Origin of the sequence: Corynebacterium striatum, from assembly GCF_016728105.1 — a bacterium.
Classification (GTDB): domain Bacteria; phylum Actinomycetota; class Actinomycetes; order Mycobacteriales; family Mycobacteriaceae; genus Corynebacterium; species Corynebacterium striatum.
On sequence record NZ_CP068158.1, the window covers coordinates 1,427,793 to 1,447,281 of the forward strand.

Genomic DNA, 19,489 nt, shown 5'->3' on the forward strand with positions numbered 1-19,489 from the left:
GTGTAGATGAAAGTATGCAAGCTTAGCCTTGCCATACCAAAGATAGGTTAGGCAAGGCTAAATTTAAAGTCAAGACCTGTTTTAGTGGAGCCGATCTAACTCAGCAAAGATGCCCGAGTTAAACGCAAAAGCCGCCTGGGCCTCAGAAATAAGCGCCGCCCGCTCCGCTTCTACCAATCGCATCTCATCAATACGCTGCCGGTAACCATTACGGTAAGGCGGAATCTTCCCGATCGCGGTGAAGTCGTAGAAGTTAAGCGCATCCGGATCAATCCCATACAGTGCACCCAACCGCGCCGCAATAACCTGGCCGCCGGAAATGTCACCGAGGTAGCGCACGTAGTGATGCGCCACAACCTCAACCGCATGCTCAGGTGCAGCCAACTGCTCAAGGCGAGCCACATAAGCCGCAGTAGCCGGCAAGATGCGAACCTTATCACGCCAATCCCCTCCCAGCTGCCGAGTCAGATCGACTTCGAGAGCATCACGGCGCTCCAAACGCGGATCGGCCACAGCACTCGCGGTTGCCGTTTCTGCCACGGCACGCACGGCTCGCTCCAACGCCTCATACACAAACCACAGCTGACCGGTCAGATCGGCGACAGCTTTGGCATCTAGCTCGCCCGCCATGAGCCGCTGCATAAAGCTCGATCCCTCCGCCCCCTCATGGGCACGCGCAGTCGCCTCGCGCAAAGCCAGCGATAACGGTTGATCCAGTGCAGTGGTCATAAATTCTCCTTAGAAAAGTAACGCTTACCTAACTTACTGAAACCAATTTAAAGTTAGGGTCGCCTAAAAATCAATATTTGAGGAGAAAATCAACCAAAAGAACTACCAGTCTAATTTTCCGCTCAAACGCTCCAAGCGCTGCAAGCTCGCACCATCCAAGCCCCGGAATTCCACCTCGACCCCGCGGTCGGCATACTTTTCCTGCACCGAATCCAGCGTCGCCACCGTGGAGGCATCCCAAATTTCGGCGCCACTTAGGTCAATAACCACGCGCTCTTCCGGCAACGTGTAGTCGAAGGCATAAACCAGATCGTTCGAGGACGCGAAGAAAAGCTGCCCGCGCACGAAGTAGGTGTTTCCTTCCAAGTCCACCGACACGAAATGCGCCACGCGGCGAGCAAAAGCCACCGACGCCGTCAGCACGCCAGCGACCACGCCCACTGCCAGGTTATGGGTGAGCAAGGTGCCCACCACGGTTACCAACATGACCACTGTTTCCGAAAGCGGCATAAGCCGCAGCGTGCGCGGGTTAATCGAGTGCCAATCCACGGTCGTACCAGCGACAATAATCATCACCGCTACCAACGCCGCCATAGGAATGCGGCCGACGGTCTCCCCCAAGACCACGACAAGGATGAGCAGGAAGACGCCGGCGAGGAACGTCGACAAGCGCGTGCGTGCCTGCGCGCCCTTCACATTGATCATGGTCTGGCCAATCATCGCGCACACACCCATTCCACCAATCAGAGCGGACAAGATGTTTCCCACGCCTTGGCCTAAGGACTCGCGCGTCTTATCGGAGTGCGTGTCCGTAATGTCGTCGACAAGCTTCGCCGTCAGCAGCGATTCCATCAGCCCCACCAGAGCCACGCCAATCGCGTAAGGAGCGATGAGCTCGAGCGTCTCCAGATTCAGCGGCACGTTCGGGATAAACAATCCCGGCAGGCTCGTAGGCAGCTCACCTTGGTCGGCCACGTCCGGGACCTCCCACCCGAATGCAATAGCCAACACCGTGACCACCAGGATGGTCACCAAAGGCGCAGGGATCACCGTGGTCAGACGTGGCAGCACCAGCATGATCACCAGACCCACGCCCACCAGCACGTATGCCATCCACGGGACGTCGCGCAGGTGCGGCAGCTGCGCGGTAAACATCATGATGCCCAAAGCGTTGACGAATCCGGTCATCACCGAGCGCGGGATGAAACGCATGAGCTTGGCGACGCCCAGCATCGCCAAGATGATCTGCAAGATGCCGGCCAACATGATGGTGGCCACCACATAGTCAAGGCCGTGACTGTACGACAACGGCGCAATAACCAAGGCCACCGCGCCCGCCGCCGCAGAAACCATCGCGGGGCGTCCGCCGGTAAACGCGATGGAGATTGCCATGATCACCGAGGCAAACAAACCCACGCGCGGATCGAGCCCCGCCAAGATGGAAAAACTGAGAACCTCAGGAATCAGCGCCAGCGCTACCGCGAGGCCGCCGAAGACCTCCATACGAAAGCACGCTGGCGAAGAAAATGCGTATTTAAAACTGCCGAGAACAGAAGTAAGTGCGGGTTGCGTAGATGCAGGTGCTGGTTGTTGAGACACCGCACATACTCTAGCGGCCCCTAGGCCCCTTCCCTAAAGGAACCGTCAGCAGTGATAACAGGCAGAACCGACCACGCAAAATTGATCCATGCATCTGTCTTTTTCCACGAGAAATCCGGCTCAAAGATGGTCGTGGGCTTGGTGTAGATAACGGCTGACTTCACCTCGGCGGCCGTTTCCGCCAGCAGGTTGACCACGAGATCGAGAGTCTTTCCAGAATCAGCCACGTCATCGACCACCAGAACCTTCTTGCCCTGCAAGGAATCGGTATCCAGCTGCGGGTTAAGCAGAACTGGCTCGGGCAGGGTCTCCCCGATGTCGGTATAGAACTCCACGTTGATTGCACCCATTTCTTTGACGCCGATTGCATAGCCGATGGCGCCTGCTGGGATGAGGCCGCCGCGGGCGACACCCACGATGAGCTCAGGGAACCAGCCGGAATCCACAATCTCCTGAGACAGGTGCCGGGATGCTTCACCGAAGACCTCCCACGTCAGGTTTTCGCGATCAGGGTAGTACCACTCGGGCTGGGTCATGGAATCTATTCCTTGGGAGACGACGATTTTCGATCCAGCTTAGTCGCATGCCCCGCTCAACGAAACGGAATCTCCCCAATGGTGCGACGCAGCTTGCGAGTGCGGAGTCGCTCGGGATTCTCTGCGAGGGTCTCCATCGCGCGCACGGCACACATGACGTGCGCCTCCTTTGAGTTTGAATAGAAAGCTTGCGCGCCCGCTGGCAGCTTGGGCACCGCGTGCAACGGAAGATCCGACACGGACAGCAGCGTGCCGTAGGGGATGCGATATCTGTACCCATTCGCCGCGAGCATGCAGGACTCCATGTCGATGGCCACGGCGGTCGAGCCACGCAGCCACTCCCACAGCTCGCGCGGGGTGCGCCATTCCCAGTTGCGGTCCGCAGTAGACAGGACGGTGCCCGTGCGCATGAGTTCGTTGTCGGCGCCGTAGACCTCCTCGACGGCGGCCTCGAGCATGCGCTGGACCTCCGGGATGGCAGGAATGGGAACGTCGACGGGAATGGCGCGATCCAGAATGTGATCATCGCGCTGATAGGCGTTGCCGAGGATGAGGTCGCCGATGCGCATGCGGCCGTCGAGGCCCGCGCAGTGGCCAATCATGATCCACGCCTCCGGACGCAGCACCGCGAGGGAATCCGTGATGGTCTTCGCGTTGGAAGGACCCACGCCGATATTGATCATCGTGATGCCATCGCCGTCCGGCGTCGTGAGATCGTAGCGCGGCATCTGCACTCGGGTTTGGAGGTCTGCGACCTCGACACCCCAGGCGGCATCGGCAGGCACCGTGCGCCCATCCGGTAGAACGAGGGAGTCATAGCGGGAACCCAGCGCGCGCAGGCCAAAGCGCATGAACTCCGTCATGTGCATGCCGTAGTTCGTGAAGAGAATGTACTTCTGGAGCGAGTCGACCTCGATGCCGGTGTAGTGCTCAATGCGCGCACAGGCGATGTCGAAGCGCTGCGGACCGAAGTGGAACAGCGGCTTGTCGCCGCCGTGGAAGACATCCCAGTGGCCATCGATGATGGCGTCGTGGACCTCGTCGAGCGTGGGCCGCGGAACCTCCGCCGGGCGCTGCTGCGGGACCATCTCGACGCCCTTGATGTACTCGGGTGGGATGCGCACGTCCGAGGGGCCGACAAAGATCTCGCACGGGTAATTCTCGGTGAGCCGAGTGAGCTGTTCCTCCAGGTATCCGCGCAGGAGGTGCGGCTTAGACAGCACAGCGACGTACCGGCCGGACTCATCCACGTATCCGAAAGGCTCGGAGCGGTCGATGGGGCGCCATTCCTTGACGTCGACGACGATCTGCGGATAGACGACGTGCGCGTAGTCCGCGCACTCGCCCTTCTCGAGGCACACGCGCGCACGCTCACACGAGGATTCGTAGAGGTCGATGAGACGCTCGACCGCTGCGGCCGCGTCAGGAACAGGCGAAAGCTGGGTCATAGCCCCCGAGTGTATTAGCGATCCGCGTCCTCGGCATCCGCGGCAATTGCCCCCGACAAGCGGTCGAGCTCCGACTTCAGCAGCTGGATATCGAGTCCAGAGGCGGAGAAACGTTCCATCTGGCGCCGCGGAACCTCCTCGGCATGGTCACGCAGCGCCCGCCCCTGGTCTGTCAGCTTCACAACGCGACGGCGCTCGTCCTGCGGATCAATAGCGCGCGTGAGCAAACCTTGCTTCTCCATGCGGCGCAGCAGAGGGGTCAAGGTGCCCGAATCTAGCCCCAGCTCGGCCGAGAGCTCCTTCATCGTCACCGGATCCTCATGGCCCCAGAGCGCTAACATGGTGACGTACTGGGGATAAGTCAGCCTCATTGGCGCAAGTACGTCCTGGTAAGACCGCTGGACGGCATGGCTCGCTCGGTAGAGGGCGAAGCAGAGTTGGTTGTCCAGTTCCAAAGACGCGTGTGACATGTCTCTAGTACAACGCACTAGGGTTGCGCACAATTAAATTGCGTACAAGGAAATCAACGTAAGGACCCCATCATGGAACCGCTCTACACCACCGAAGCACTCGCAACCGGTGCTGGCCGCAACGGCCGCTCCGTCGTTAAGGATTCTGATCTGGACTTCGATCTGGCCGCTCCGAAGGAAATGGGCGGCTCGGGCGACGGCGTTAACCCGGAGCAGCTTTTCGCCGCCGGCTACGCCGCTTGCTTCCACGGTGCCCTGCAGCTCTTAGCCAAGGGCGAAGGCGCCGACCTGGGCGAGTCCTCCGTGGGCGCTCGCGTTTCCATCGGAAAGGATGAGACCTCCTTCGGTCTTGCCGTTGAGCTCGAGGTCACCATCCCCAACCTGCCGCACGACGAGGTACAGAAGCTGGCCGACAAGGCACACGAGGTCTGCCCGTACTCCAAGGCAACCCGCGGCAACATCGACGTCAAGGTTTCCGTCGTCGAGAATTAATCCCCACCCCTCGCGGTAGCTCGTCCCCCGACTACCGCTTCCAGAGATAAACGAAGGCCCGTCAGCTGCGCACTGACGGGCCCTCTCCCCATGACTAATCTTTCGGCACTCACCTGGAGAAGGAAGTGGAGCGCAACCTTCCCGGCAAGCAACCGCCCGTGATTAGGCAAGGCTTAGTTTATAAACCTTTAGTTGGATGGTCAAGGGGGGAACGAGAACTTTCTCCCGCGATCCCGTGAAAAATCATCGCTACCACTAATGATTCCGAAAAAAATGTATCGCGGCACGAAATAGGATGGGAGTTATGGCAACAGAATCGTTCAAAGAACCGCTCAAAGAACTCGAAGCCCTCATCTCCGAGGGACTCGGACGGTTTTGGCGTTCAGACCCGACTCCCCCTTCCGTCAGCTACGACGCCACCGAAGGCCTGCCGGAGACACCGGCGGCGGAACAAGTTTCAGACTCTCCGCGCCATGGCATCACCACCCCTGCGCCCGCTAACGCCTTGCGCGAGGAAGTGGCCGACGAAATCGCCGAGCTATTGCGTGCCGAGCGCCGCAGCTTCTTCGACCTCGACTTTCGCCATCCACGCGGGTCCGCAGGCGACGACCACGAGGCAGAGACCGCAGCACGCCTGGCATCGCTACCGCTCGGCGCACGCCTGAAGCCACGCGGCGTTTTTGAGGACGACTGGGCAGCGCGCCCGGATGAAGACCACCCATGGCCCATCATTCTCATCCATGGGACGACGGATACGAAGGGCGTATGGCAGCTGCTCGGCTCCGAACTGCGCGAGGACGGCTGGGCCGTGTTCGCACCGGACTATGGTGCCCGCGCCACCGGCCCCATCGCCGCCTCCGCCGATCAAGTCGGCGCGTATATCGACGCGGTCCAAGCCGTCACCGGCGCGGAGCAGGTCGTGCTCATTGGACACTCCCAAGGCGGCATCGTCGCCCGCTACTGGATGCATAACCACGATGCGGTGGACCGCGTGCGCCACATCATCTGCCTGTCGGCGCCCAACCACGGCACCACCCAAGGCGGAATCGTCAGCTCGTTGATTTCCAACCGCCGCCAAGAACACGTCATGCGCTCCATCATCGACGCTTACTTCGGCCCAGCTGGCATGGAACAAATCGTGGGCAGCGCGACGCTGAACGAGCTCAACCACAACGGTGACCTGGCCCCCGGTGTGAGCTACACATGCGTGGCCACCAAGCAAGACTCCATCGTCGTGCCGCCGGAAACCTGTTTCTTGGATCCCGGCGACACTCCCGACGGAACGGTGCGCAATGTCTATGTGCAAGACGTCGACAAACGCGCCGTCGTCTTACACATGGATATGCCCATGGACAAGCGCGTGCGCGCCATCGTGCGCACGGTGCTCAAACAGCTCTCCCCCACCCAGGACAATCCTCACGACGCCCAAAGCCACGCCCTTGCCAACGCGGGTCACGCCGACTCGGATTAAACCCGTGCAGGTTCGCTAACGCAGGCGCGCCAGCAGGGAATCAAGGACGCCGGACTGCACGATGGCACCACCGATGACCGCAAACATGCCGCCCAGAGCGGTCAGCGCCAACACGATATTCCACACATTGGAAAAAAAAGAGCCTTCTGTCCCCTTTTCCGGCTTCTTCTCTGGGTCCTTCCCAGGAGTCTTTCCTTGGTCTTCTGTCTGGTCCTTGCCCTTCTCGTCGCGGCCCGGCTCGGTCTGCCCCCCCGGGGTGGTCTCGGTGCCCTCATCGGCAGGACCCTTACACTCGGACGCGGTCTTCAAGGTCACCTTCACATCATCAAGTTCCGGCTTGTACTCCTTGTTGTACAAGCCCATGAAGATCACGTCGATACCCTCGATGTGCTGGATCTTCTTCTCGCGATCGTAGTAGGTACCCGCCTTCGGCTTGTACGTCACGTCGGTCGCATTCAGCGTGAGCGTATCGCCGTCCTTCGACCATGCGGCATTACCCTCAGCGAAGGTATCCTTGCCCGACTTCTTGTTTTCTTCCGTGCGGTCCTGCGGGGTGTATTCCGTCATGCTCTTGCCCGGCACGTAGTAGCCCTCGTAGGACGTGCCCGCCTTTGCCTGCGCTGCCTCCGTGAGGACATAAGGCGAGAGCATCTTGGTGTACAACGCGCCGTGGTGGCCCTCAAACTCCAGCGTCGAATCCTTGGTTCGAATATCGGCTTTCGTGACGGCGCCGTCTTCGCCCAGGCTCACCGAGGACGCAGAAGGATCCACCTCGAAGTGGAACTGGAAGTCTGCTCCGCCTTTGTTGCCCTCGTCCTGCGTCACCGCGCCAGACGTGGTCCACTTACCCTTCGCGATGGGGCCGGTGATGTAGCTGCGGAAAGATTGCTTGATGCCCCAATTCACAGTGCCGGAGACAACGCGGGTCTCCAGGGTCTGGCCAGCGGCACACGTGGGGGCATCAGCAGCAAACGCTGCCGGAACGGTCAGCGCCGAGGCAGTCAGCGCCAGCGCGAGAGAAGAAGAGACAATACGCATGAGTTAAGACTCCTTTAGTAGATAGACAAAAGACTGCTCGGGATCGGCGGTCTGACGCCGCGCCGGATGGACTGAAATGTGGCCGTCCGCCTCCCTCACCTGGATGGGCCAGCGATAGACCTGCGACAAAATCTCGTCGGTGTAGACCTCGCGCACCGGGCCGGCGGCGGCAACTGCCCCGTCTGCTAAGCACACGATGTGATCGCAATAGGCCGCAGCGGCACCCAAATCGTGGAGTACCACGAGCACCGCCACTCCAGCCTGCGCCGCAATCGAGCGCACCAATCCCAAAACTTGTTCTTGGTGGCGGATATCCAGCGCCGCAGTCGGCTCGTCGAGGAGAATCACCGGGGTCTGCTGCGCCAGTACACGGGCCAACGCCACACGCGCACGCTCCCCGCCAGAGAGCGTGGCAATATCGCGGCCGGCCAAGTGCGTCGCATCCACCGCCGCAAGCGCTGCGTCGATGATCGCGTCGTCCTCGGCCTGCCGGGCGGTGCCCTCCCAAGGACGCCGGCCCATGGCCACTACATCTCGCACGAGAAACTGGAAGGACACAGTAACGTCCTGCAGCATCACCGCACGCGCACGGGCCAACGCCCCTGGGGAGGACACCGCCGGATCCTGCCCCACGAGGGAAACGGAACCGGTGTAATCAATATCGCCGGCGATGGCCGCCAGCAGCGTGGACTTGCCCGCACCATTCGGGCCGATGAGGCCGGTGACCTCCCCTGGGCGGGCGACAAGGGAGACATCCGAAAGCAGGTTCCGCTCGCCGATCGAAACGGAAAGATTCGCAACATTAATCATCAGTGCATTCCTTTCTTCATCATCCGGCGCAACAGCACGAAGAAGGTGGGGCCACCCACGAGCGCGGTAAAGATACCGATGGGAAGGTCGGCGAAAGGAATGAGCGTGCGTGCAGCGACGTCGGCAAAGCCAATGAGTACGGCGCCCGCCACCGCAGAGGCTGGCAGCAAGACCCTGTTTTCTGGGCCCATGATCGTGCGCAGCAGGTGCGGCACGATAAGGCCGACGAACCCAATAAGTCCAGCGAAGGCAACTGCGCCGGCGGTAAGAATAGCCGAGGCAGCGATGGCGATAATGCGCAGTCGCTTGACGTCGACGCCAGTGTGTTCCGCGGCGCGCTCGCCCAGCGCGAGCACATCGAGCTGGCGGCCAAGACACAGCGCGATGGCCATCCCGACGAGGGCGATGGGGAGGACCACCCACACGTGTTTCCACTGGGAGCCGTTGAGCGAACCCATTTGCCAAAAGATGATCTGCTCGCGGTTCGAAGTGGGCGCCAGGTACATCATGAAGGAGATGATGGCGTTGCACACCGCGTTGATGGCAATGCCGGTCAGGATCAGATTGACCACCGCCACACGCCCTCGTGAGCGCGCCAACTGATAGATCAGCGCGGTAACCAGCAGCGCCGTAGCAAACGCCGCGAGCGGGACCGTGAAGGTACCCAGGACGGAGATATTAAAGACGATTACCACGGCCGCGCCCACACCGGCACCGGAGGTCACGCCCACGATGGAGGGCTCAGCCAGCGGGTTGGCGAACACGGCCTGCATGAGCGTGCCCGCCACGCCCAGGCACGCGCCGACCAAGAAACCGAGCAGAATGCGCGGCAGGCGGATCTGCCACACGACGTTGGCCGTCAAGCCACCGTCAGGGCCCGCGACCATAATCTGCACCAGGTCACCCAGCGCGACGTAGTACTGCCCCAGCGCGAGCGACAGGACGAAGGCGACACCAAGCAGCGCCGCGAGCAATACGAATACACCACGCCGCAGCCGGGAGCGTCGCGCGAAGACCTCCGTGGGGGCCGCCGGTTTAAGCATTGTCTGGGTCATAGATTGCCTGCGCGAGTTTGAGAAGAGTCTGTCCGGTCAAGGGCCCGAAGGCGAGCGATTGCCCGTCTGGGATGGTCACGATCCGCTGCTTTTGGCCCGCGGTGGTTTGTGCAATGCCAGGGCGCTCGAGGAGGCCTTCGACGCCGCCGGTCGACTCCAGGCCGCCCGTCATCATGATGATGACCTCCGGGTTAATCTTTGCCAAAGATTCGGCGTTGGCAGGTTCGGCGTAAGAGAGGTGGTATTCGGTGCCGAGGTCTACGCCGCCCACACCCTCAATGAGGTCCTTGGCGCCCGTGCCTTCTCCCATGATGAAGAAGATGCCGCCGTTGCCGCGCGCGTAAAGGAACGCCATGCGCATGGGCTTCTCCGGCACGATGTCTGCGATGGCCGCCTTATCTTTTTCGATTTCTTCGACGGAGCGGTTGGCCAGCGTTTCGCCGTCGTCTGGCAGACCCACGACCGCGGCCAGGTTTTTGATGTCCTCGTCCACCGAGTCAATGGTGCGTTTCGGCTCCATGACCACGGTGGTCACTCCTGCGGCGCGAATCTGGTCGATGGCGTCGCGCGGGCCGATCGAATGATCGACGATGAACAGCGTGGGCCGGAGCTCGAGCACGGCCTCCACGTTGATGTTGTGCCCGCCCTGGGTCACGACGGGGCGATCGGCGATAGCGTTTTCCGTCGACGACACCGTGCGACCCACGATATTGTCCGTAAGCCCCAGGCCCTCGAGGGTTTTCGTATACGTACCGTAGAGATCCAATGCCACGATTCGGGACACATCCGTAACGGAGACGTCGTAGCCGTCAGCATCCGTGAGCTCCACCGGCAGAGCGGGAGTAGGCGACTCCGTCACCGCGACGACATCCTCGAAATCTGTCACATTCGACACGCCCGTAAACGAGCGCGGGTCTTTGGCCGACTGCGCGTCTGGGAGGGCTTCGCGCAGCTGCGCGTCTTGGGATTCATAGGCGCCTTGGACGCCGCACCCCGTGAGGGCGAGGACACACGCCAACGCCACCAAAAGTCGTTTCATGCGAAACGAATCCTTTCTCAAGTCTTGGGTAAAAAGGGGTGCGCTACGCCGGGTTGCGCAGGACGACGGAGCCCATGGAACCGCCGGCGATGGCGAGGCCTGCGATAAGCAGCAGGAGCCACGTGGTCGCCTCCGGCGAGGAGCCCGAGGCTGCGGCTTTCTTGATCTGGAAGTTGCTGCTGCCGTCTTCATAACCAGACGTGCTCGTGCCGTCCGCGGCCTGCAGGCCGTTTCCCGCAGAGCTTTCCGATGCCGCCCGCTTTGCCGCCGCAGCACTCTGACCGCCGGCAGTCGTCACCGCACCAGTGTTTGCCGTAGTTCCACTCACTCCGGCGCAGTCCCCGGATCCACCAAGTTGCGCATGCAACGAAAGCGGATCAAGGGTCGTGCCCGGCTCATAGAAATTCGCGAACGCATCATTTCCCGCTGCGGTCAGCGTGACGGTGGCTTCGCCGTCGACGGCAGAGTCACTCACGTCGAGCTGGCTAAACGACATGTCTCCGAGCACCGTGCGTCCAAAGTCCTTGCGCTCGCCCTCCATGTTGGAGGAACGCACGTCAGCGATGAGTTGACCGCTCGTCCCGTTGAACCGGACTTCTAGGTTCGCGATAGTGAGATCGAGGACCCCGTTGTGGCCGGTAAAATGCATGGAGCCGCCGTAGCGGATGGAACCTGACCGCGCCGCTGTATCCACATCTCCGCCGTTGCCCGTGAACTGGAAACGCGAGTTGTCGTACCCTACGCCGTCGAGCGTCCAGGCGCCCTTGGCGATGGAGCCGGTGATATACGACTGGAAGGACTTCTTGAGGCCCCACTCGGCGGTCGCAGCCTGCACGCCCGTGGCTACGCAGGTTTCTGACTGCCCTCCACTAGCCGCGGATCCGGGGTCTTGCGACCGCGCGGTTCTTGTGGTTCCAGTAGTGCCGGAAGTACCCGAAGTACTACCCGAAGCACCCGAAGGGTTCGCGGTGCCCGAAGTGCTCGCGGTGCCCGAAGTGCTGGCGCCCGACGTGCCTGAACCACTCGTGGTACTAGTGGTCGTACCCGTGGCGGCTTCCGTGCGAGAACGGAAGGATTTTAGCTGGTCTAGGAAGGACTCCGTGTTGCCCATGAAGGTGGTCAGGCCATTCATGGTGTCGTTCGTTTCCTTCAAAATCGCCATAGCTTCTGCATTGCGACCGGTAAACGTGCCCGAGATTGTCCCCAAGGACTTCGAACCGCTGCCTGAACCGCCAGAAGACCCGCCGCAGCTGCCGTCCGTGGCCACGGTCCCTGACGAGGGGTCCATCGACTGTCCCGCCTCATAGGCGATAAAGAGTTTGTGCCCTTCGTCGGTGAGCGTGACGTCGCCGGAAAGGTCGAGCGTGCGTGCGGACGCGTCGACGGGTTTCGCTAGATCGATCCCCGCGATGACCACGTTATCTCCGGTAATCCGCGGGCCGCGTGCGGACTTATCCACCATGTCAGATTCATAAGAGACATAATCCACCACGATCGCCGCCCGGTTGCCGGAGGCCTGAATCTTCCAGTCCGTCAGCGTCATATCCAACAAATCGTCGCCGCCGTAGTTGTGGCCAGTGAAGTGGATGACGCCGCCAAAGGGGACGGTGACGGTATCGCCGTGTACGGAGGCCTTGCCCGGAGTGAAGGTAAAAGCACCGTCTGCGCCGGTTTCGGAACCGGTAAAACCGATGCCGTCCGTTTGCCACTTGCCTTTGGCGACTTGGCCTTGGATATAGCTTCGGTAGGACTGCTTAATGCCCCAATTCCAGGAGCAGGTGCCGGCAGCCGAGGCGACAGGAGCGTTGAGCGCGACCGAAGGGAGTGCGATGAGAGCACTGGCAGCAAGAGTGCCCAATATTCGACGGAGAATCACGGATATAGTCCTCATGAAGTAATGATGAGACGAACAAAAAGAATCAGAAGTTAGGCTACACATACCTATGCAGTTTTGCATAGGCTACACTAACCTAAGTTAGGTAAGCAACCCCCAACAAAGGACACTCTTATTCCGTCATGACATCGTCGACTACCAGCTCCTTCAAAAATCTGTATCCCGACGTAGACCCCACGCGTGGGTTACCTCTCAGCGTCTCCGAGCGCCTTGCGCTGTCTCTCGCGCTCGCGATTGCAGCCTATGGAGCCGTAACCGCAGACATGCTCATTGCAGGCGCCGGCATGGCCTTCACCCTCATAGCCTCGGTGCTGCAACAGCACAAGACCGCGCGTCGGATTCGCTCCGAAGCGCGCACTCGCTTCCCCAGCGAAGACTGGGCCGAACACCGCGCCACGCGGCGGTTCAACCTCGGCGTCCTGGTCCCTTTGTGGGTCGGAATCATCATCGCCTTGTGCGCGGCCGGATACTGGTTCGTGCCGCCCGAATATGCAACTCCCGCCGCCATCGTCATCGCGGTTCTCGTTGCCCTGCTCGCCTGGTTCATGCCAGGCATCAGCCCCCTGTGGCGAGGCAAGCAGACCGATCCCCCGGCACCAGAGGAAGACACCGACACCGCAGTCATGTACTTCGAGAAGCTTTAGGCTTGCCGCACCCCAGCCTTACACATCAAGCAGATCCAGTAGCTCATCAAAAGCTGGCGCGACCTGCGCGCGCCACAGCGTCGTCGCCTTCGGGTCGCCGCGTCCGGGGCCGCCGTTAATCACAGAGACTTCCTTGCCCTGTTTGAGCGCGTCGAGCATGAAGCGGTATCCGCTCATCACCGCGAGCGACGACCCAACGACGATCAGCGAACTCGACCGCGCCAGCAAATCCCGCGCTGCGTCCCGCCGCTCCGCCGGAACCGGCTCGCCGAAGTAGACGACGTCCGGCTTGAGCAACTCCGATCCGCAGCGGATACATGGAGCCATCACGAACTCGTCCACCGCCTGCTGCGAGAGCGCGACGTCGCCGTCCGGGTTAACTTCATCCGCGCGCACGACCCAGCGCTCCAGATAGCCCGGATTCGCGGCAGCCAGCCGGGCATCAAAGGCCCTACGGTCTTCTGCATACCCGCAGTTCAGGCAGACAACATGCTCCATATCGCCGTGGAGCGGGATAAGCGTTTCAGTTCCGGCTTCTTTATGCAGGCCGTCCACGTTTTGCGTCACGATGCCGGAGAGCAGCCCGGCGCACTCCAGCTCCACGAGTGCGTAGTGGGTACGGTTCGGCCTCGCCGCATCCATGACTCGCCAGCCCACGAACGAGCGCGCCCAATAGCGGTGACTCGCGGCGGAATCATAGCAAAATTCCTGATACGTCATCGGCGTATGCCTCGATAGCGACCCTTGAGGGCCGCGGTAGTCCGGGACGCCGGAATCCGTCGACACGCCCGCTCCCGTGAGGACCATGACCCCGCCGGCACGCAGTTGCTCAGCGACCCGCTCCGCCGCGTGCGGGGTCGGCTCAGTTGTCTCGCTCACCACCCGCTGGATAGACCGCAGCGCGGAGCGGTGGGCAAGTGCAATGCCCGGATCCTGAAAAGCCATGTCCGCCAGCTTACGCGGGCAGGTGCTCCTCGTAGAGCCAGTCCGAGTCCAGCTCCCCGTGGCGCGAACACTTCGTGCTCCAACCGTCCGGGCGGACCTGCGCCACCATGCGGCGGCCGCAGATCTGGCAGTAGCGCGGCACATCCAATCCCGCCGCTGCCGCCGGGTGCAGGTGCGCCTCATGGAAAGGCTCGCCCGTGTTCGGGTGGAAAATAGGCTCCTCGCCAGCCAGAACGGCCGCCGCTAGCTCGTCCACTAGAGGGCCTTAATTGGCAGGTCGATGCGGCCCAGCATGTCGACGTCCTTCTCGATCTGGCGGCCAAGCGTGGTCAGGTAGTTGCCGGCGATGATGGCGTTGATGCCGCCGAGCAGGCCCTTCTCCGTGCCGTCGTCGCCAAGCGAAAGCTCGCGGCCACCTGCAAAGCGCAGGGTCACAGACGGCATCGCCAAGCGGAACGCCGCCACCGCGCGCAGCGCCTCACCCAGCGGGACCAGCGGATAATCCGCGAACGGGGTGCCAGGACGAGGATCGAGGAAGTTCATTGGGACCTCGCAAGGCTCGATCTGCGCGAGCTGGTACGCGAACTCCGCGCGATCCGCCAGAGACTCGCCCATACCGATGATGCCGCCGGAGCAGACCTCCATGCCCACCGCGCGCACGTTGTCGAGGGTCTCCTTGCGCTCTTCCCAGGTATGCGTAGTCACCACGTTAGGGAAGAAGGAACGGGAGGTCTCCAGGTTGTGGTTGTAGCGCTGGGCGCCCATGTCCTTCAGGCGCTGCGCCTGCTCGCGCGTGAGCGTGCCGAGCGAGCAAGAAATCTCGATGTCTACCTCATCCAGGATGGCGGGGATTGCCTCCGCGACCTGGGAAAGCAAGTTCTCATCCGGCGACTTTACGGCGGCAACGATGCAAAACTCCGTCGCACCAGTCTTGGCGGTCTTCTTGGCGGCCTCCACCAGCTCAGGGATGTTGAGGCGGGCAGCGCGCACTGGGGACTCGAAGAGACCTGACTGCGAGCAGAAGTGGCAGTCCTCAGGGCAGCCGCCGGTCTTGATGGAGATGATGCCCTCCACCGAAACGTCTGGGCCGCACCACTTCAGACGAGTCTGGTGGGCAATGTCTGCGATTTCCTCCAGCTGCTCATCCGGAACCTGCAGCACTTCCAGCAATTCTTCTTGGCTGAGACCAATACCCTGGCCTAGGGCTTTATCACGGGCGATATCGATAATGCTCATGGAGAGCAGCGTACTTGAACAGCGTTCAAATTTTGCTAAAAGCACCCAATTTTATCGCACCGACTACCCTCAAACGCATGACGCTTTACGACGACACCCTCGCTCTCCTGCAAGAACTCATCCGCAATGCGTGCGTTAACGACCTCACGCCGGACTCCGGCAACGAGGTGCGCAACGCCGACACCTTGGAGAAGTTCTTCGAGGGAACTGACGTCGAGATCGCGCGCTACGAGTCCCACCCGGGCCGCGTTTCCATCGTGGTCACCGTACCCGGCGATCCAGAAAAGGAGCCGCTTACCCTCATGGGACACACGGATGTGGTTCCCGTTGACGAGCCGAAATGGACCAAGCCGCCTTTCGACGCCCTCATCGAAGACGGCAAGCTCTACGGCCGCGGTGCGGTGGACATGCTCTTTATTACTGCATCCATGGCGGCGGTCACCCGCAAGATTGCCCAGGAGGGCAACCCAGGCGGCACCCTGGCATTCGTGGGCATGGCCGACGAAGAAGCCCGCGGCGGGCTCGGCGTGAAGTTCATGTCAGAGCAGCACCCGGATGCGTTTTCGTGGAAGAACTGCCTGTCCGAGACCGGCGGCAGCCACCTACCCGGCGCGCTCGGCTTCAACGTTGGCGAGAAGGGCGCTGGCCAGCGCCGCCTGCACGTGCATGGCGACGCCGGCCACGGATCCACGCCCTATGGCAAGGACTTTGCAATTTTGAAGATCGGCGAGGTCGCACGCCGCATCGCCGCTGCTGAACTGCCGGTTGCTTCGAATGAGATCTGGGAGGGGTTCGTCAAGACCTTCAAATTCGATCCAGAAACAGAAGCGGCACTAATTGCAGGTACCGGCGATTACTCGAAGTTCGGCGATCTTGCCGCGTACGCTCATGCGTTTAGCCACACCACTATCGCCGAGACCGTCCTACGTGCTGGCGGCGCAATCAACGTGCTGCCTTCCCACGCCTACCTGGAGATGGATATCCGCCCCTTCCCAGGCCAGACCCAGGATGAGCTCGATAACTTCCTGCGCGAGGCACTAGGAGATCTTGCTGACGAGGTTGAAATCGAGCACCTCATCACCGAGGACGCCACCCAGTCCTCCACCGATACGAAGCTCTGGCACGCGATTGAGGCAACCTCCAAAGAGTTCTTCCCCGATAAAGATGTGGTTCCAGTCCACGCCACGGGTGGTTCCGATCTGCGTTTCGCGCGCCGTATGGGCGGCAACGCCTATGGCTTTGCCATGCATGCCGAAGCCCGCGATATGGCGAGCGCCAACTCCCAGCTACACAGCCACGACGAGCATCTTTATCTCGAGGATTTGGAGCTTACAGTGCGCGCTTATGACTCACTTGTAACGCGGTTCCTTTCTTCCGAAAAGTAGGGCACTACCTGGGAAAAGTCGGCGCCGAAAAGCCGTGTCCGGGGCATGTTTTAAAGTGTGATTCGTAAGTTCGTTCGAAACACTTTAACGGTGAGGAACCTCTTGCTATGAAAGTGCCCTACCACTCTCACACCAACCCTGAAGACGAAATAGCCCAAGCCGCCGCGCAAATCCGGCATGCAGAACTGCGCTTCTGGTGCGAACATCTGCCGGAGTTCGATAACGATATTGAGCTTGCGGTGCAGAGAATGTTTTCTGCCACCGGCGTTAGCCCGGCGCGCATATCCAAAATTTTCATGGCTTTAGATCGCCTCGAATCCATGCCAGAACTACATGCTCTCCAAGAGCGCTATCTCCACCTGGATTTAGATCGGCTTATCGCCATCAACGAGTCCTTAGACAAGCTTGGGGAGCCGCTTGCCGGCGCCCTCGCCCGCATCGACGCAGGCATCACCAAGTACCTCACACCAAAGCGTGCGAACCAAGTCCCGCCCACGCAAGCAAATATCAAGCGCAAACTCAATGAGCTCATTAGCGCCGAAGATGACACGATTGCCCTGCAAGATACGCGCCGCCGTGGTCGATACAGCACCGACCCATTCTCCGTAACGCTGGAAGCAGATCCAGAAACCATCGCGAGCATCGACCAGGCGGTACGCGCTTTCGCCGAGGCCGAGCAGATTCCACTCGCCGAGGCCATGACACGCCTCATCCTCGGCGAGGCCCAGCCAAAGGTTATCCTGCACACCTACCAAGCAACTGACATCCCCGGCGCGCCAACCTTCATCCAAGGCCACGGTTGGTCCCGTACTCCCGTTTCCCCTTCGGAGGTCCACGAGCTCGACCCATACGCCGAGAGCAAGAACTACATCACTCCGGCGAACATTCGAAAATACGTCGAAGGCCGCGACGGCACCTGCCGCTACCCGGGCTGCAACCATCCGGCCTATAAATGCCAGACGGACCATCGCATCAATTTCGCCGACGGTGGCCCAACAACCCCCGCAAATCTTGCTTGCTTGTGCCAACACCACCACAACATCAAAACAGATGGCACAGCGTTCTACATCATGGACCCATACACCGGGGATATCTTCTGGCTCTTCGAAGATGGAACATGGAAAGCCACCGAGCCCACCGGCCCCATCGCGGAGAAGAACTGGACGCAGACTTTCGCACAAGCCATCGCCAGCCGGCGCCGCCGTGCCCACGAGCAGGCCACTGCTTTAAAGGAGGAGATAAAGAGCTAGTCACAACCATGCCTCGCACACTGCTCATTAATTCCACCCTTGCTCGCTGCTACAACCAAGACGCCTGGTGTGGATCTGGTTCAATTTCGTCATCACGCCCGCTGGCGCTGGTGACACAGCAACGGTGAGGGATGCACTCGATTGGCTCGCGTGGCGCAATGGGTGTGGCAGGCATGTTCGCCACCGCTTGGCACTTTGCGCCCTACATCAAGCGCTTTGCCGGCGATGATCGCAAAGCCCAGTGGGCGAGCCGTGGGTTTTCGGCGCAACAATAATGTGCGGTCGCCAAATGCTCTATGCTGCCGTCAGTGATGCATCGCTAAGCATCGGCGAAAAGATCCTCATCGGCATTTCCGACTTTGGCGTGCTCACCTTCGCCCCGATGGGTTTCATCTTCCGCGGCCGGTGGAGCGAGGTTGAACAAGAACCGCTGCGAACAAACCTCGTTGACGGAATCATCGTGTTTCCTTGATTACAGTGAATATTTGGATCTCTACTTAAAACAGAAGTCCCAGGTTTCGCAGCTTTCTTCCTTCTAGGAGGGGAAAAAGTACTCGTCCGCGTGCAGCGCACATCCAGTATTGAATGTGTGCCCGCAGCGGACGCATTTGTATGCGGCAGTATAGGTGGCATAGTCCATCTGCGTGCCACATGCGCCGCACATGACGGCCTGCTCATCGCGGGGCATGGGACCAAAGTCGTGGTCGGTTAGCTCCGCATGACATAGCGAGCAGGCGAACCACTCGCGGCAGGTGGCGCACTTGTTTGCCACGACGTCGACAAGCGAGTGCCAATGCTTACAGCGACCCGCATCATCGATTGCCCCATGAATCATTAGCGGCTAAGGCCCCACATAACCTGGTCGAGCGCGCAGGAATCGTGCGGCAGATCCGGATGCGCGGCTGGGGCCTCACAGACGTCGCCCAAGCTGACGTTTTCAACGTCGGCGCCTGGTACCGCAGTGAGCTTCGAGGTTTCGTTCGGCGTGACGGTGGTATCCGCCGGGCTATAGATCGAGGTGTACTTAACCCCCGGCGCGGTATCGGGCAGCTTGTTCATTTTCTCAATAAAATCCGAGCCCTGCAGCTGCTGAATGCCGGCCGTCGAGCCGAAGAAGGCAGCCAGCTTTGGCATAATCTTGGCAACATTACTCAATGCAGGTCCCATACCGTTCAGCGTAGTGCCGTGATAGTTACCACCCAGTGCAACAACACGGGAGACCTCCTCTGGGGAACCGTAGAGCTGCGTGAAAGTCTTGGTGTGCAGCCCGCCCTGGGAATGGCCCACGAGGTTGACCTTGTCAGAGCCAGTAGCGGACCGAACATACTCGATTTGCTCTGCAATCTCGCGAGCAGAAGCATCAAGATCCCCAATCGCCTTCATGGCCGGGATAGCATTCTGCAACGTGACATCGTCCGCGCCTTAGTCGAATGCCCACACGCACGTGT

General features: G+C 60.7%; 22 protein-coding genes. 7 read left to right on the plus strand and 15 right to left on the minus strand.

From position 1 onward, the window contains the following. Positions 1-81 precede the first annotated feature (81 nt). The 5 genes from I6I72_RS06725 to I6I72_RS06745 all read right to left on the minus strand — a co-directional run bounded on the left by I6I72_RS06725 (position 82) and on the right by I6I72_RS06745 (position 4,683). The gene (locus I6I72_RS06725; protein ID WP_049062316.1) at positions 82-729 is read right to left on the minus strand and encodes a biliverdin-producing heme oxygenase; all 648 of its coding nucleotides are present in this window, start codon (positions 727-729) and stop codon (positions 82-84) included. Between the two features lie 102 nt (positions 730-831). Further along, positions 832-2,232 carry a SulP family inorganic anion transporter gene (locus tag I6I72_RS06730; RefSeq protein WP_407644963.1) on the minus strand — a complete coding sequence of 467 codons (1,401 nt, stop codon included), beginning with the start codon at positions 2,230-2,232 and terminating at the stop codon, positions 832-834. A 116-nt stretch (positions 2,233-2,348) separates the two neighbouring features. Further along, positions 2,349-2,864, minus strand: coding sequence for a phosphoribosyltransferase (locus tag I6I72_RS06735; protein ID WP_049062314.1), 516 nt, complete (start codon positions 2,862-2,864; stop codon positions 2,349-2,351). A 56-nt stretch (positions 2,865-2,920) separates the two neighbouring features. Continuing rightward, entirely contained in the window at positions 2,921-4,312 is a 1,392-nt protein-coding gene (gene amn / locus I6I72_RS06740) for an AMP nucleosidase (RefSeq protein WP_049062313.1), read from the minus strand. A 14-nt stretch (positions 4,313-4,326) separates the two neighbouring features. Continuing rightward, complete coding sequence (locus I6I72_RS06745; protein WP_236592688.1) at positions 4,327-4,683, minus strand: MarR family winged helix-turn-helix transcriptional regulator; 357 nt, start codon at positions 4,681-4,683, stop codon at positions 4,327-4,329. A gap of 171 nt (positions 4,684-4,854) precedes the next feature. Here I6I72_RS06745 and I6I72_RS06750 point away from each other — a divergent pair, with 171 nt between their 5' ends. Both I6I72_RS06750 and I6I72_RS06755 read left to right on the plus strand, forming a co-directional pair. Then, positions 4,855-5,274 (plus strand): organic hydroperoxide resistance protein, encoded by a 420-nt coding sequence (locus I6I72_RS06750; protein WP_005530540.1) that lies wholly within the window; start codon positions 4,855-4,857, stop codon positions 5,272-5,274. Positions 5,275-5,569: 295 nt separating this feature from the next. Further along, positions 5,570-6,745, plus strand: coding sequence for an esterase/lipase family protein (locus I6I72_RS06755; RefSeq protein ID WP_049062311.1), 1,176 nt, complete (start codon positions 5,570-5,572; stop codon positions 6,743-6,745). A gap of 15 nt (positions 6,746-6,760) precedes the next feature. On the opposite strand, the gene I6I72_RS06760 is transcribed toward I6I72_RS06755, so the two are convergent. The 5 genes from I6I72_RS06760 to I6I72_RS06780 are packed head-to-tail and all read right to left on the minus strand — an operon-like array spanning position 6,761 to position 12,578. Continuing rightward, positions 6,761-7,783, minus strand: coding sequence for an HtaA domain-containing protein (locus tag I6I72_RS06760; RefSeq protein WP_236592689.1), 1,023 nt, complete (start codon positions 7,781-7,783; stop codon positions 6,761-6,763). A gap of 3 nt (positions 7,784-7,786) precedes the next feature. Then, positions 7,787-8,593 carry a heme ABC transporter ATP-binding protein gene (locus I6I72_RS06765; protein WP_046645788.1) on the minus strand — a complete coding sequence of 269 codons (807 nt, stop codon included), beginning with the start codon at positions 8,591-8,593 and terminating at the stop codon, positions 7,787-7,789. Next, a complete protein-coding gene (locus I6I72_RS06770; RefSeq protein WP_172453565.1) occupies positions 8,593-9,636 on the minus strand; it encodes a FecCD family ABC transporter permease in 1,044 nt (347 codons plus the stop codon). The genes I6I72_RS06765 and I6I72_RS06770 overlap by 1 nt, the downstream gene beginning before the upstream one ends. After that, entirely contained in the window at positions 9,629-10,687 is a 1,059-nt protein-coding gene (locus tag I6I72_RS06775) for a heme/hemin ABC transporter substrate-binding protein (protein ID WP_005530549.1), read from the minus strand. Before I6I72_RS06775 ends, I6I72_RS06770 begins: the two co-directional genes overlap by 8 nt. A gap of 43 nt (positions 10,688-10,730) precedes the next feature. Beyond that, positions 10,731-12,578: an HtaA domain-containing protein gene (locus tag I6I72_RS06780; RefSeq protein WP_049145540.1), complete on the minus strand. Its 1,848-nt coding sequence runs from the start codon at positions 12,576-12,578 to the stop codon at positions 10,731-10,733. Positions 12,579-12,703: 125 nt separating this feature from the next. Between I6I72_RS06780 and I6I72_RS06785 the strand changes: the two genes are divergently transcribed. Next, entirely contained in the window at positions 12,704-13,225 is a 522-nt protein-coding gene (locus I6I72_RS06785) for a hypothetical protein (protein ID WP_005530555.1), read from the plus strand. 18 nt (positions 13,226-13,243) lie between these two features. On the opposite strand, the gene I6I72_RS06790 is transcribed toward I6I72_RS06785, so the two are convergent. Genes I6I72_RS06790 through bioB form a run of 3 tightly spaced genes read right to left on the minus strand, consistent with a single transcriptional unit; the run spans position 13,244 to position 15,406 of the window. Continuing rightward, positions 13,244-14,170, minus strand: coding sequence for a Sir2 family NAD-dependent protein deacetylase (locus I6I72_RS06790; protein ID WP_049145542.1), 927 nt, complete (start codon positions 14,168-14,170; stop codon positions 13,244-13,246). 10 nt (positions 14,171-14,180) lie between these two features. Then, a complete protein-coding gene (gene bsaP / locus I6I72_RS06795) occupies positions 14,181-14,426 on the minus strand; it encodes a biotin synthase auxiliary protein BsaP (protein WP_005530559.1) in 246 nt (81 codons plus the stop codon). Continuing rightward, the gene (bioB, locus tag I6I72_RS06800; RefSeq protein WP_005530561.1) at positions 14,426-15,406 is read right to left on the minus strand and encodes a biotin synthase BioB; all 981 of its coding nucleotides are present in this window, start codon (positions 15,404-15,406) and stop codon (positions 14,426-14,428) included. The genes bsaP and bioB overlap by 1 nt, the downstream gene beginning before the upstream one ends. A gap of 77 nt (positions 15,407-15,483) precedes the next feature. Between bioB and I6I72_RS06805 the strand changes: the two genes are divergently transcribed. From I6I72_RS06805 to I6I72_RS06820, 4 genes are all read left to right on the plus strand, one after another. Beyond that, a complete protein-coding gene (locus I6I72_RS06805; RefSeq protein WP_049159414.1) occupies positions 15,484-16,791 on the plus strand; it encodes a M20/M25/M40 family metallo-hydrolase in 1,308 nt (435 codons plus the stop codon). A 107-nt stretch (positions 16,792-16,898) separates the two neighbouring features. Then, a complete protein-coding gene (locus I6I72_RS06810) occupies positions 16,899-18,041 on the plus strand; it encodes an HNH endonuclease signature motif containing protein (RefSeq protein ID WP_049145547.1) in 1,143 nt (380 codons plus the stop codon). 131 nt (positions 18,042-18,172) lie between these two features. Further along, on the plus strand, positions 18,173-18,316 hold the full coding sequence (locus I6I72_RS06815; protein ID WP_005530566.1) for a hypothetical protein: 144 nt from the start codon (positions 18,173-18,175) through the stop codon (positions 18,314-18,316). A 14-nt stretch (positions 18,317-18,330) separates the two neighbouring features. Beyond that, the gene (locus I6I72_RS06820) at positions 18,331-18,513 is read left to right on the plus strand and encodes a hypothetical protein (protein ID WP_131771344.1); all 183 of its coding nucleotides are present in this window, start codon (positions 18,331-18,333) and stop codon (positions 18,511-18,513) included. Positions 18,514-18,576: 63 nt separating this feature from the next. On the opposite strand, the gene I6I72_RS06825 is transcribed toward I6I72_RS06820, so the two are convergent. Beyond that, positions 18,577-18,876 carry a CHY zinc finger protein gene (locus I6I72_RS06825; protein ID WP_049145548.1) on the minus strand — a complete coding sequence of 100 codons (300 nt, stop codon included), beginning with the start codon at positions 18,874-18,876 and terminating at the stop codon, positions 18,577-18,579. Beyond that, positions 18,876-19,424 (minus strand): lipase family alpha/beta hydrolase, encoded by a 549-nt coding sequence (locus I6I72_RS06830; protein WP_080974117.1) that lies wholly within the window; start codon positions 19,422-19,424, stop codon positions 18,876-18,878. Before I6I72_RS06830 ends, I6I72_RS06825 begins: the two co-directional genes overlap by 1 nt. Positions 19,425-19,489 lie beyond the last annotated feature (65 nt).

Coding starts and splice junctions, on each gene's coding strand:
- I6I72_RS06735 (WP_049062314.1), bottom strand. CDS start 2,864: ATGACCCAGCCCGAGTGGTACTACCCTGATCGCGAAAACCTGACGTGG.
- I6I72_RS06770 (WP_172453565.1), bottom strand. CDS start 9,636: ATGCTTAAACCGGCGGCCCCCACGGAGGTCTTCGCGCGACGCTCCCGG.
- I6I72_RS06745 (WP_236592688.1), bottom strand. CDS start 4,683: ATGAGGCTGACTTATCCCCAGTACGTCACCATGTTAGCGCTCTGGGGC.
- I6I72_RS06765 (WP_046645788.1), bottom strand. CDS start 8,593: ATGATTAATGTTGCGAATCTTTCCGTTTCGATCGGCGAGCGGAACCTG.
- amn (WP_049062313.1), bottom strand. CDS start 4,312: ATGACCCAGCTTTCGCCTGTTCCTGACGCGGCCGCAGCGGTCGAGCGT.
- I6I72_RS06780 (WP_049145540.1), bottom strand. CDS start 12,578: ATGAGGACTATATCCGTGATTCTCCGTCGAATATTGGGCACTCTTGCT.
- I6I72_RS06805 (WP_049159414.1), top strand. CDS start 15,484: ATGACGCTTTACGACGACACCCTCGCTCTCCTGCAAGAACTCATCCGC.
- I6I72_RS06750 (WP_005530540.1), top strand. CDS start 4,855: ATGGAACCGCTCTACACCACCGAAGCACTCGCAACCGGTGCTGGCCGC.
- I6I72_RS06825 (WP_049145548.1), bottom strand. CDS start 18,876: ATGATTCATGGGGCAATCGATGATGCGGGTCGCTGTAAGCATTGGCAC.
- I6I72_RS06760 (WP_236592689.1), bottom strand. CDS start 7,783: ATGCGTATTGTCTCTTCTTCTCTCGCGCTGGCGCTGACTGCCTCGGCG.
- I6I72_RS06810 (WP_049145547.1), top strand. CDS start 16,899: ATGAAAGTGCCCTACCACTCTCACACCAACCCTGAAGACGAAATAGCC.
- I6I72_RS06730 (WP_407644963.1), bottom strand. CDS start 2,232: ATGGAGGTCTTCGGCGGCCTCGCGGTAGCGCTGGCGCTGATTCCTGAG.
- I6I72_RS06790 (WP_049145542.1), bottom strand. CDS start 14,170: ATGGCTTTTCAGGATCCGGGCATTGCACTTGCCCACCGCTCCGCGCTG.
- I6I72_RS06830 (WP_080974117.1), bottom strand. CDS start 19,424: ATGAAGGCGATTGGGGATCTTGATGCTTCTGCTCGCGAGATTGCAGAG.
- I6I72_RS06815 (WP_005530566.1), top strand. CDS start 18,173: ATGCACTCGATTGGCTCGCGTGGCGCAATGGGTGTGGCAGGCATGTTC.
- I6I72_RS06775 (WP_005530549.1), bottom strand. CDS start 10,687: ATGAAACGACTTTTGGTGGCGTTGGCGTGTGTCCTCGCCCTCACGGGG.
- I6I72_RS06755 (WP_049062311.1), top strand. CDS start 5,570: ATGGGAGTTATGGCAACAGAATCGTTCAAAGAACCGCTCAAAGAACTC.
- I6I72_RS06820 (WP_131771344.1), top strand. CDS start 18,331: ATGCTCTATGCTGCCGTCAGTGATGCATCGCTAAGCATCGGCGAAAAG.
- I6I72_RS06785 (WP_005530555.1), top strand. CDS start 12,704: ATGACATCGTCGACTACCAGCTCCTTCAAAAATCTGTATCCCGACGTA.
- bioB (WP_005530561.1), bottom strand. CDS start 15,406: ATGAGCATTATCGATATCGCCCGTGATAAAGCCCTAGGCCAGGGTATT.
- I6I72_RS06725 (WP_049062316.1), bottom strand. CDS start 729: ATGACCACTGCACTGGATCAACCGTTATCGCTGGCTTTGCGCGAGGCG.